General features: G+C 74.3%; 6 protein-coding genes, 1 tRNA gene and 1 pseudogene. 7 read left to right on the top strand and 1 reads right to left on the bottom strand.

Annotation, left to right across the window (positions count from 1 at the left end; all coding sequences use genetic code 11):
- Window positions 1-6: 6 nt before the first annotated feature.
- The 3 genes and pseudogenes from fdnG to nrfD form a co-directional block, all read left to right on the top strand.
- Window positions 7-3,195, top strand: a pseudogene (gene fdnG, locus FDF13_RS13145) (formate dehydrogenase-N subunit alpha); the annotation flags it as partial.
- A gap of 296 nt (window positions 3,196-3,491) precedes the next feature.
- Window positions 3,492-4,646, top strand: a complete 1,155-nt coding sequence (locus FDF13_RS13140) for a 4Fe-4S dicluster domain-containing protein (protein ID WP_137320033.1) — start codon at window positions 3,492-3,494, stop codon at window positions 4,644-4,646.
- Complete coding sequence (gene nrfD / locus FDF13_RS13135) at window positions 4,643-5,758, top strand: NrfD/PsrC family molybdoenzyme membrane anchor subunit (RefSeq protein ID WP_137320032.1); 1,116 nt, start codon at window positions 4,643-4,645, stop codon at window positions 5,756-5,758. Before FDF13_RS13140 ends, nrfD begins: the two co-directional genes overlap by 4 nt.
- A 73-nt stretch (window positions 5,759-5,831) precedes the next feature.
- Here nrfD and selD read toward each other — a convergent pair whose 3' ends face one another.
- Window positions 5,832-6,788 carry a selenide, water dikinase SelD gene (gene selD, locus FDF13_RS13130; protein WP_254668982.1) on the bottom strand — a complete coding sequence of 319 codons (957 nt, stop codon included), beginning with the start codon at window positions 6,786-6,788 and terminating at the stop codon, window positions 5,832-5,834.
- A 305-nt stretch (window positions 6,789-7,093) separates the two neighbouring features.
- Here selD and FDF13_RS13125 point away from each other — a divergent pair.
- From FDF13_RS13125 to tyrS, 4 genes are all read left to right on the top strand, one after another.
- Window positions 7,094-7,188 (top strand) — tRNA-Sec (locus FDF13_RS13125).
- A 49-nt stretch (window positions 7,189-7,237) separates the two neighbouring features.
- Window positions 7,238-8,647, top strand: coding sequence for an L-seryl-tRNA(Sec) selenium transferase (selA, locus tag FDF13_RS13120; protein ID WP_137320030.1), 1,410 nt, complete (start codon window positions 7,238-7,240; stop codon window positions 8,645-8,647).
- Window positions 8,644-10,467 carry a SelB C-terminal domain-containing protein gene (locus tag FDF13_RS13115; protein ID WP_137320029.1) on the top strand — a complete coding sequence of 608 codons (1,824 nt, stop codon included), beginning with the start codon at window positions 8,644-8,646 and terminating at the stop codon, window positions 10,465-10,467. The genes selA and FDF13_RS13115 overlap by 4 nt, the downstream gene beginning before the upstream one ends.
- 78 nt (window positions 10,468-10,545) lie before the next feature.
- Entirely contained in the window at window positions 10,546-11,832 is a 1,287-nt protein-coding gene (gene tyrS / locus FDF13_RS13110) for a tyrosine--tRNA ligase (protein WP_137320028.1), read from the top strand.
- Window positions 11,833-11,839 lie beyond the last annotated feature (7 nt).

The raw sequence follows: 11,839 nt of genomic DNA, 5'->3' as shown, positions 1-11,839 counted from the left end.
AGCCGCATGTCGCGCTCGAGCTTCCTGGGGTGGCCGGTCATCCGGCAGTTCCGGTCCGGCGACGTCACCGGCCGGGGCCGGTCCGTGACGTCCGAGCGCACCCGGGCGATCACCTCGCGCACGGAGGAGGCGGACACCGTCGCGCAGAGCGTGTGCCCGTATTGCGCAGTGGGCTGCGGTCAGCTCGTCTACGCCAAGGACAACAGGGTCATCCAGATCGAGGGTGACCCCGATTCGCCCGTGTCCCGCGGCCGCCTGTGCCCCAAGGGCGCGGCGAGCGAGCAGCTCGTCAACCAGTCCGGCCGCCTCACCCGCGTCCTCTACCGCGCCCCGAAGGGCACCGAGTGGCAGTCCCTCGACCTCGAGACCGCGATGGACATGATCGCCGAGCGCTTCCTCGAATCGCGCCGTCGGCACTGGGAGGACCGTGACGCCGACGGCCGCCCGCTGCGCCGCACCATGGGCATCGCCTCGCTCGGCGGGGCGACGCTCGACAACGAGGAGAACTACCTCATCAAGAAGCTCTTCACCGCGGCGGGAGCGATCCAGATCGAGAACCAGGCCCGCATTTGACACTCCGCCACGGTTCCCAGTCTGGGAGCCTCGTTCGGACGAGGGGGCGCCACGCAGTCCCTGCAGGACATGGCCAACGCCGACTGCATCGTCATCCAGGGCTCGAACATGGCCGAATGCCATCCCGTCGGGTTCCAGTGGGTCGCTGAGGCCAAGGCGCGCGGCGCGAAGGTCATCCACGTCGACCCCCGCTTCACCCGCACCACCGCGGTCGCGGACAAGCACGTCCCGATCCGGGCGGGCTCGGACATCGTGCTGCTCGGCGCGCTCATCAACCACGTGCTGAGCAAGGGCCTCCACTTCGAGGAGTACATCCGGGCCTTCACCAATGCCGGGACGATCATCAACGACGAGTACGGCGAGCCCGAGGACCTCGGAGGACTGTTCTCCGGCTTCGACCCGGAGACCGGCGCCTACGACCTCGCCTCCTGGTCGTACGCCTCCGCCGACGGCTCCGGTCGCCCGGTGCCGCCCGGCGCCCCGGCCGCCGTCGACCCGACGCTCACGCACCCGCGGTGCGTGTTCCAGATCCTCAAGCGCCACTTCCAGCGCTACACCCCGGAGCTCGTCGCCGACGCCTGCGGCATCTCCGGCGAGGACTTCGCCTACCTCGCGAACGCGATCACCGAGAACTCCGGGCGCGAGCGCACCACGTGCTTCGCCTACGCGGTCGGCTGGACCCAGCACACCCAGGGCGCCCAGTACATCCGCACCGCCGCGATCCTCCAGCTCCTGCTCGGCAACGTCGGCCGCCCCGGCAGCGGCATCATGGCACTGCGCGGGCACGCCACGATCCAGGGCTCGACCGACATCCCGACCCTGTTCAACCTGCTGCCCGGGTACCTGCCGATGCCCAAGGCCGGCACCCACGACACCCTCACCGACTACCTCGACGCGGTGGGCACCAAGGAGCAGAAGAGCTTCTGGGCGAACACCGACGCCTACCTCGTCAGCCTGCTCAAGGCCTGGTGGGGCGACGCGGCGACGGCGGAGAACGACTACGCCTACGACTACCTGCCCCGGCTCACCGGCCCGCACGGCACGTACCAGACGCTGATGAGCATGCTCGAGGACCAGGTCGAGGGCTACTTCATCCTCGGGCAGAACCCGGCGGTCGGCTCGGCCAACGGCCGCCTGCAGCGCCTCGGGATGTCCCACCTCAAGTGGCTCGTCGTCCGCGACTTCTCCCTCATCGAGTCCGCCACCTGGTGGAAGGACGGGCCCGAGATCGAATCCGGGGAGCTGCGGACCGAGGACATCGACACCGAGGTGTTCGTGCTGCCGGCGGCCAACCACACGGAGAAGTCCGGCAGCTTCACCCAGACCCAGCGCATGGTGCAGTGGCGCCACCAGGCGGTCACCCCGCCCGGCGACTGCCGGAGCGAGCTCCAGTTCTTCCACGAGCTCGGCCGCCGCCTCCGTGCCCGGCTCGCCGGCTCCACCGACCCGCGGGACCGGCCGCTGCTCGACCTCACCTGGGACTACCCGACCGACGAGCACGGCGAGCCCGACGCCGAATCCGTCCTCGCGGAGATCAACGGCTCCCACCTGAGCGGGGAGCAGGCCGGGCAGCCGCTGAGCGCCTTCACCGAGATGCGCGCCGACGGGACCACCTCCGGCGGCTGCTGGATCTACACCGGGGTCTACGCCGGCGGGGAGAACATGGCCGCCCGCCGGGTGCCCGGACAGGACCAGGACGAGATCGCCTCGGAATGGGCGTGGGCGTGGCCGGCGAACCGCCGCATCCTCTACAACCGGGCGTCGGCCGACGCCGAGGGCCGCCCCTGGTCCGAGCGCAAGAAGCTCATGTGGTGGGACGCCGAGGCCGGCCGCTGGCAGGGCCCGGACGTCGCCGATTTCTCCGTCGACCGGGACCCGCGCGCGGAGTCCGCTGCGGGAGCCTCCGGCCCGGCCGCGCTCGGCGGCACGGACGCATTCATCATGCAGCCCGACGGGCGGGCATGGCTGTTCGCCCCCACCGGCATGATCGACGGTCCGCTGCCCACCCACTACGAGGCGCAGGAGTCGCCGGTCGCCAACCCGGTCTACCCGCAGCAGCAGAGCCCCGCACGGATCATGTTCCCGCGCGCGGGCAACATGTTCGCCCCGAGCGCCGGGGCGCCCGGGGCCGAGGTGTACCCCTGCGTGTTCACCACCTACCGCCTCACCGAGCACCACACCGCCGGCGGCATGAGCCGCTGGCTGCCGTACCTGTCCGAGCTCCAGCCGGAGATGTTCTGCGAGGTCTCGCCCGAGCTCGCCGCCGAGCGCGGGCTGACCCCCTACGGCTGGGCGACGGTGATCTCCCCGCGCGCGGCGATCGAGGTGCGCGTGCTCGTCACCCGCCGGATGACCCCGCTCACCATCGGCGGGCGCACCGTCCACCAGATCGGCCTGCCCTACCACTGGGGCGTCGGCGGCGACGCCGTGGTCTCCGGGGACTCCGCCAACGACCTCATCGGCATCACCCTCGACCCGAACGTGCAGATCCAGGACTCGAAGACCGGCTCCTGCGACATCATCCCGGGCCGCCGTCCGCGCGGCACGCAGCGCGAGGCCCTCGTCCAGGAGTACCTCGCGCGCGCCGGGGTGACGACGGCCACCGACAGCACCGTCATCACCGCCCCGGACGTCACCGCCGGCACCGAGACCCCGGTGGACGCCGGCGCCCCGCAGAAGGGCGACCCGGCGGAGAGCGGCGAATCGCACGCACTCCGCGCCGAGGAGGACGCCGGGGAGCACGAGCCCGGCGGCACCGCCTCCGTCGACCGCTTCCCCGCCGGCGGGAGCGAGCCGGGTGAGCCGGGACCGGAGGCGGCCGCAGGCAAAACGATCGATGCCGACACCCCCGAGGCCGGAGGCCCGGACCACGACGGCCCCGGCCCCGCGGGTGCGGGCGCAGGCCCCGAGGAGGACCGATGACCACCCGACCGGTATGGACCGATCCCGCCGCCGAGGTGCACTGGCCGCCGGAGCACGCGCGCAAGGGCTTCTTCACCGACACCTCGATCTGCATCGGCTGCAAGGCCTGCGAGGTCGCGTGCAAGGAGTGGAACCGCAACCCGACCGACGGCGACTTCGAGATCCTCGGCTCCTCCTACGACAACACCGGCGGGCTCGGCGCGAACACCTGGCGCCACGTCGCCTTCATCGAGCAGGACCGGGAGCGGATCGAGCAGGCCCGCGAATCCGGCCGCCGGCTCGTGTCCCTCGGGATGCCGCAGGTGGGTCCGCCCGAGGCGCGCACCGGCCCGGGTGCCGCGCCGGGTGCCGATGCCGGGCCGGGAGCTGCCGCCGCCTCGGCCCCGGTCGACGTGCTCGGTGGGCTCGCCGACGGCACGGTGTCGACCGCCGATCCGACCGGGCCGGGCGCCGGGATGGGAGTCCCTGGGACCGGAGTCCCCGGAGCCGCCGGGGTCGACACCGCCCCGCCGGACACCCCCGAGTTCCGCTGGCTCATGTCCTCCGATGTGTGCAAGCACTGCACGCACGCCGGCTGCCTCGACGTGTGCCCGACCGGCGCCCTGTTCCGCACCGAGTTCGGCACGGTCGTCGTCCAGGCCGACATCTGCAACGGCTGCGGCACCTGCGTGGCCGGCTGCCCGTTCGGGGTGATCGAGCGCCGCGACGACGGCACCGTGAGCCCGAAGACCGACCGCGACGGCCGCGCCCGCCGCGAGCAGGACGTGCCGCATGCCGGCACGGCGAACAAGTGCACGCTGTGCTACGACCGGCTCGTCGACGGCCTCACCCCGGCGTGCGCCAAGACCTGCCCGACGACCTCGATCAAGTTCGGCGACCACTCGGACATGGTCGACTCCGCCGAGGACCGGGTGCGCAACCTCCACGCGCAGGGCATGACCGAGGCGCGCCTCTACGGCGCGAACCCGGCCGACGGGGTGGGCGGCACCGGCTCGGTGTTCCTCCTCCTCGACGAGCCCGAGGTCTACGGCCTGCCGCCGGACCCGCGCGTGCCGACGAAGGACCTGCCGCAGATGTTCGCGACCGCCGGCATCGCCGCGGCCGGGATGATCGCCGCCACCGCCCTCGCCTTCCTGTCAGGACGCTCATGACGCTCTCCGAGTTCGACAGCTACCGCCCGCCGGAGACCCGCCGGCGGCGCCGCTCCGTGCTCCGCGCCCCCCAGGACGGGTTCGCCCGCAGACGCCGCCGCCCGGGAGCGGGGACGAACGACGGCTCGCGGGAGATGCCGATCGTCGAGGACGTCGAGTTCACCTCCTACTACGGCCGGCCGATCGTCAAGCCGCCGCCCTGGGGGCACGAGATCGCCGCCTACCTGTTCCTCGGCGGGCTCGCCGGCGGCTCCGCGCTGCTCGGGCTCGGCGCGCAGCTCACCGGCCGCGGCGCCCTGCGTCGGAGCACCCGGCTCACCGCGCTCGGTGCGGCGGGAGCCGGCGCGGTGTTCCTCATCTCCGACCTCGGCCGGCCCGAGCGCTTCCTCCACATGATGCGCACCGTGAAGATCACCTCGCCGATGAGCCTCGGCTCCTGGCTGCTCGGCGCCTTCAGCTCCGCCGCCGGCGTCGCGGCCGCCGCCGAGGTCGACCGCCTGCTCGGGTCCCGCCTGCCGCTCGGCCCGCTGCGCGGCCTGCTCCGCGGGGCCGCCGGTCCCGCCGGGGCCTGCGCCGGGCTGCTCGGCGCACCGCTCGCCGTCTACACCGCCGTGCTCCTGTCCGACACCGCGAACCCGACGTGGAACGCCGCGCGCCGGGAGCTGCCCTTCGTGTTCGTGAGCTCGGCGAGCCTCGCCTCCGGCGGGATGGCGATGCTCACCACAGCCCCCTCCCAGACCGTGCCGGCCCGGGTCCTCGCGGTGCTCGGCGTCGGCGGGGACCTCGCGGCGATGGCGCTCATGCAGCGGCGCATGCACCCGGCCGAGGCCGAACCGTTGCACACGGGTGCTGCGGGCACGAAGCTCCGCTGGGCCGAGCGGCTGGCGATCGCCGGGGGCATCGGCACGATCGTCGGCGGCGGGAACCGGATGGCAGCGGGTGCGGCGGGTCTGGCCCTGCTCACCGCCTCCGCGCTCACCCGGTTCGGGGTGCTCGAGGCGGGCATCGAGTCGACCAGGGACCCCCGCCACGTCATCGAGCCGCAGAAGGCCCGCCTCGCCGCGCGTCGCGCCGCGGGCATCACCCACGACTCGATCACGACGACCGGGTGAGCCGTGCCGGCGGGCACGGCGGGTCCGGGGCGGCTCGGTGCCGACCGGACACCGCCTCGGCGCCGGCGGTCGCTCAGCGGATGCTGATCCCCGGCCCTGCCGTCGTCTCACCGATCACCGGGTAGCCCGGCACCTCACCGACGACGAGCAGCCCACCGGAGGTCTGCGCGTCGGCAAGGAGCAGGAGCGCGTCCTCACCGATCCCGGGCCCGGGATCGAGGTGGTCGCGTACCCAGTCGAGGTTGCGGCGGGTGCCGCCGGACACGAACCCGTCGGCCAGCGATTCCCGCGCCCCGTCGAGCACCGGCACCGCGGCGGCATCGATGACCGCACCCACTGCGGAGGCGCGGACCATCTTGAACAGGTGGCCGAGCAGGCCGAAGCCGGTGACATCGGTCGCTGCCCGGGCGCCGGAACCGAGCGCGGTCTGCGCGGCGTCGCGGTTGAGTGCGGTCATCGTCGCGATCGCCTGGTCGAACACCTCGCCGGTGGCCTTGTGGCGGTTGTTGAGGATGCCGAGGCCGATCGGCTTGGTCAGCGTGAGCGGGAGCCCCGGGGCCGCGGCGTCGTTGCGGAGCAGGCGCGCCGGATCGGCCGTCCCGGTCACCGCCATCCCGTACTTGGGCTCCGGATCGCCCACCGAGTGCCCGCCGATCACCGGCACGCCGGCCTCCTGACCGACCGCCAGACCGCCGGCGAGCACCTGGCTCAGCAGCTCCATCGGCAGCACGTCGCGCGGCCAGCCGACGAGGTTGATCGCGACGACCGGGGTACCGCCCATCGCGTAGATGTCCGAGAGCGCATTCGCCGCGGCGATCCGCCCCCAGTCGTAGGCGTCGTCGACGACGGGGGTGAAGAAGTCCGCGGTGGAGAGCACCGCGAGGTCCTCGCGCACCCGCACGGCGGCTGCGTCGTCGCCGTCGTCGAGGCCGACGATGACGTTCTCGGAGCGCTGGCCGGCGAGTGCGGCGATCGCGTCCTCGAGCTCGCCCGGCGGGATCTTGCACGCGCAGCCGCCGCCGTGGGCCATGCCGGTGAGCCGGATGCCGGGTGCGACCGCGGGGGCGGGCGCCGGGACGTCCCCGGCGGCCTGCGCGTCCGTCGAGGTCCCGATGCTCCGATCGCCGGGGGATGATGATGTCTGCGTCATGGTGCCAGTCTCGCCCGGCACCTCGGCGGCGTCCACCCCCTGCGGCAGGAACCGGCCGCCCGCAGGGTGGCCGCGCGTTCGGGCCCGCTGCACCCGGCTCGGGCCCGCTGCACCCGCTCGGCGGTTCCGCTGCACCCGCTCGGCGGTTCCGCAACCGCGATCCGCGCCGGTGATAGGTTGCACACGGAGGCGTCCGGGTCCTGGTGGGCCCCCCGGTCTTCAAAACCGGTGAGACCGAGCATCTCGGTCTGGCGGGTTCGATTCCCGTCCGCCTCCGCCACGATCCGCGCGCGGCCCGCCGCGCACATCCGCCGGAGGAGGGGGGAGCGATGGAGGACCCGCGCCGTCGGATCCCGCGCACCGACCACCTGCTCGCGCTGCCCGCCGTCCGCGCCGCCGCAGAATCGCTGAGCCTGCCCGTGGTGCGCGGGCTCGTGCGCGGGATCCAGGACCGGGCCCGCCGCGGGGAGATCGCGCCGGCCGCAGTCGAATCCGAGGTCATCGCCGCCGTCTCCGCGCGCCGCGCCTCCTCCCTCAGCCCCGTGCTCAACGCCACCGGGGTCGTCGTCCACACGAACCTCGGCCGCGCACCCCTGTCCGATGCCGCCCGGCAGGCGCTCGCACAGGCCGCCGGCTACGTCGACGTCGAGCTCGACCTCGCCACCGGCACGCGCTCGGGCCGGGGTGCGGCCGCGCGCGCCGCCCTGCTCGCCGCCTGCCCGGCGGCCGAGGATGCGCTCGTCGTCAACAACGGTGCCGCCGCCCTCGTCCTCGCCACCACCGCGCTCGCCGCCGGCGCCGAGGTCGTCGTCGGCCGCGGGGAACTCATCGAGATCGGAGCGGGTTTCCGACTGCCGGACCTCATCGCCTCGACCGGCGCCCGCCTCCACGAGGTCGGCACCACCAACCGCACCTACCCGGCCGACTACGCCGCCGCGCTCGGCGCGGTCACCGGCTGCGTCCTCAAGGTCCACCCGAGCAACTTCCGCGTCTCCGGGTTCACCGCCGAGGCCACGATCACCGAGCTCAGCGGCCTGTGCCGGGAGCACGGAGTGCCGCTCGTCGCCGACCTCGGCAGCGGACTCCTCGCCCCCGACCCCGTGCTGCCGGAGGAGCCCGACGCCGCCGGTGCGCTCGCCGCCGGCGCCGACCTCGTCATCGCGAGCGGCGACAAGCTGCTCGGCGGCCCCCAGGCCGGGCTCCTCCTCGGCCGGGCCGAGCTCATCGCCCGCCTCGCCCGCCACCCGCTCGCCCGCGCGGTCCGCGCCGACAAGCTCACCCTCGCCGCGCTCGAGGCCACCCTCACCGGTGGCGAACCCCCCGTCGCCCGCGCCCTCCACGCCGACCCTGCCGAACTGCGTCGCCGCGCCGAGGCGCTCGCCGCGGCCCTGCGCGAGACCCTCCCCGACGGCCCCGCCGGGAACCGACCCGGTGAGATCGGGTCCTCCGCGATCGAGGTCGTCGCCCACGACGGCCGGGTGGGCGGAGGCGGCGGTGCCGGGGTGCCGCTGCCCGGGTGGGCGGTCGCGCTGCCGGTGGCCGCTGCCGGCCCGCTGCGCACCGGGACCCCGGCCGTGCTGCCCCGGGTCCACGAGGGGCGCTGCCTGCTCGACCTCCGTTGCATCCCCGATTCCGACGACGCCCGGGTCCTCGCCGCGGCCCTCTCCGCGCTCGCGGGTCTCGGGGCTCCCGGGACGAACGGTGCTCCCGGAACGGATGGTGCGGGGGAGCCGGCATGAGCTCCTTCGTCGTTGCCACCGCGGGCCACGTCGACCACGGCAAGTCCGCGCTCGTGCGCGCCCTCACCGGGATCGAGCCCGACCGCTGGGACGAGGAGAAGCGCCGCGGCCTCACCATCGACCTCGGCTTCGCCTGGACGACCCTCCCCTCCGGCCGCGAGGTCTCCTTCGTCGACGTGCCCGGTCACGAGCGCTTCCTCGGGAACATGCTCGCCGGCCTCGGCCCCGCTCCGATCGTGTGCTTCGTCGTCGCCGCCGACGAGGGCTGGATGCCCCAGTCGAGCGACCACCGCGATGCGCTCGCCGCCCTCGGGATCGAGCGCGGGCTCATTCTCGTCACTCGCGCCGACCTCGCCCCGGACCGGGTGCCCGCCGTCATCGCGCAGGCCCGCCGCGCGCTCGCCGGAACCGGACTCGCCTCCGCACCGGCGCTCGGGGTCTCCGCGCTCACCGGCGCCGGTCTCGACGAGCTGCGCACCGCCCTCGACGCCGTGCTCGCCGAGGCCCCGCAGGGATCGCCCGAGGACCGGGTCCGGCTGTGGATCGACCGCGCATTCACCATCGGCGGGGCCGGCACCGTGGTGACCGGGACGCTCACCGCCGGCTCCGTGGCCGCCGGGGATCGCCTCGCGCTGTGCGGGAGGGACCTGTCCGGGACGGTCGACGTGCGCGGGGTCCACAGCCGCAGCACCCCGATCGAGCGGGCCGAGCCGACCGCCCGCGTCGCGGTCAACCTCCGCGGTGCCCAGGCGGGGTCGGTGCACCGGGGCGACGCTCTCCTCACCCCGGACGCATGGTGGGAGACCGACGTCGTCGATGTCCGCGGCACTTCGACCGGCAGCGGTGCCGGGACCGGCCCCGGGACGGTCGACCTCACCGGGCTCGCCGAGCACCTCACCGTCCACCTCGGCACGGCCGCCGTGCGGGCGCGCCTGCGGCCCTTCGACGCCCGCCACGGCCGGCTCCACCTCGAGCACGCCCTGCCGCTGGCGGTCGGGGACCGGGCGGTGCTCCGCAACCCGGGATCGGAGGCGCCGCTGGCCGGAGCGGAGCTCCTCGACGTCGATCCGCCGCAGCTCGGACGGCGCGGCGCCGGCGCCCGGCGGGCCTCCGCCCTGGCCCGAATGACCGCGGACGGGGACCTCCTCACCGAGGTCCGCCGCAGGGACGCGATGGCCGACGCGCACGTCCGGCGCCTCGGCATCACCGTGCCGGACCCCCTGCCGTCCGAGGTGCGGGAGGTCGGTGACCTGTTCGTCGCCGACGAGGCGCTCGCGCGGTGGGCCGCCGAGCTCGGGCGTGCCGTCGCCGCCGATTCCGCCCGGGACCCGCTGTCGGCGGGACTGCCGCTCGGCGCCGCGCAGGACCTCCTCGCTCTGCCCGACCCGCGGCTGCTCGCCGTCGTCGCCGACCGCGCCGGGCTGACCCGGGACGTCGGGCGGCTGCGCGCCCCCGGACAGGCGGACGGCCTCGGCCCGGCGGAGGCCGGCATCGCCGCGCTCGAGCGGCGGCTGCGCCGGGACCCCTTCGCGGCACCGGAGGCCGACGACCTCACCGGCTGGCGCCTCGGTGCCCGGGAGCTCGCCGCCGCAGCGCGCCTCGGCCGGGTGCTGCGGCTGCCCGACGGGGTGGTGCTCCTGCCCGACGCCCCGGCACGGGCCATGCGCGTGCTCGCCGGCCTCGACCAGCCCTTCACCGCGAGCACGGCCCGGCAGGCGCTCGGCACCACCCGCCGCGTCGCGATCCCGCTGCTCGAGCACCTCGACTCCCGGGGCTGGACGCGGCGCGTCGACTCCGGCCGGCGCGAGGTCGTGCGCTGAGGAGCGCGTCCGCTGAGCCCGCGCAGGCGGGGCGAGGGTAGGATGACCTCGGCATCCGAGAACCGAGAAAGGCGAGTCGTGACCGATATCCTCAGTGAGTTGAAGGCCCGCGATCTGGTGGCGCTGTCCACCGACGAGGAGGCGCTGTCCCAGGCGCTCGACGCCGGGCCGCTCAACTTCTACATCGGCTTCGACCCGACCGCGCCGAGCCTCCACATGGGCAACCTCGTCCAGCTGCTCTTCGCCCGCCGCCTCCAGCAGGCCGGGCACAACCCCTTCGCCCTCGTCGGCGGTGCCACCGGCCTCATCGGCGACCCGCGGATGTCGGGGGAGCGCACCCTCAACGAGCGCGAGGTCGTCGAGGGCTGGGTGGAGCGCATCCGCAGCCAGATCGAGCGGTTCCTCGACTTCGACGGGCCGCACGCCGCGCAGGTCGTCAACAACCTCGACTGGACCGGCGATCTCAGCGCGATCGACTTCCTCCGCGACATCGGCAAGCACTTCTCCGTCAACCGGATGCTCGCCAAGGAGACCGTGTCCGCGCGCCTCAACAGCGAGCACGGGATCTCCTTCACCGAGTTCTCCTACCAGATCCTCCAGGCGCACGACTTCCTCCAGCTGCACCGCCGCCACGGCGTCGTCCTCCAGCACGGCGGATCCGACCAGTGGGGCAACCTCACCGCCGGCACCGACCTCGTGCGCCGGGTCGAGCGGGTCTCCGCCCATGCGGTCGCCACGCCGCTCATGACCAAGGCCGACGGCACGAAGTTCGGCAAGACCGAGTCCGGCACCGTGTGGCTCGATCCGGAGCTCACCAGCCCCTACGCCTTCTCCCAGTTCTGGCTCAACGCCGACGACCGCGACGTCGTCAAGTACCTCAAGGTGTTCTCCCTGCGACCGCTGGCAGAGATCGAGCAGATCGCGGCGGACTTCGCCGAGGCACCCCACAAGCGGCTCGCTCAGCGGGTGCTCGCGGAGGACGCGACCACGCTCGTCCACGGCGAGCAGCAGACCCGGCAGGCCTTCGCCGCCGCCGAGGCGCTGTTCGGCTCGGGCACGCTGGCCGAGCTCCAACCGGCCACCCTCGACGCCGCGACCCGCGAGCTGCCGACGGCGGAGGTCCCCGCGTCCGAGGTGTCCGCCGGGTTCCCCGTGGTCGACGCCTTCGCCGCCGCCGGGATCGTCAAGTCGAAGAGCGAGGCGCGGCGCGCGGCCAAGGACGGCGGCGCCTACGTCAACAACGTCAAGGTCGCAGGCGAGGACCAGGTGCTCACCACCGCCGACGTCCTCGACGCCGGGGAGGCCGGGGTCGTCCTGCTGCGCCGGGGCAAGAAGACGCTCGGCGCGGTCCGCGTCACCGGGTGAGGACGGT

Origin of the sequence: Brevibacterium sp. CS2 (assembly GCF_005280295.1) — a bacterium.
Classification (GTDB): Bacteria; Actinomycetota; Actinomycetes; order Actinomycetales; family Brevibacteriaceae; genus Brevibacterium; species Brevibacterium pityocampae.
This window is presented reverse-complemented; position numbering and strand designations above follow the sequence as displayed.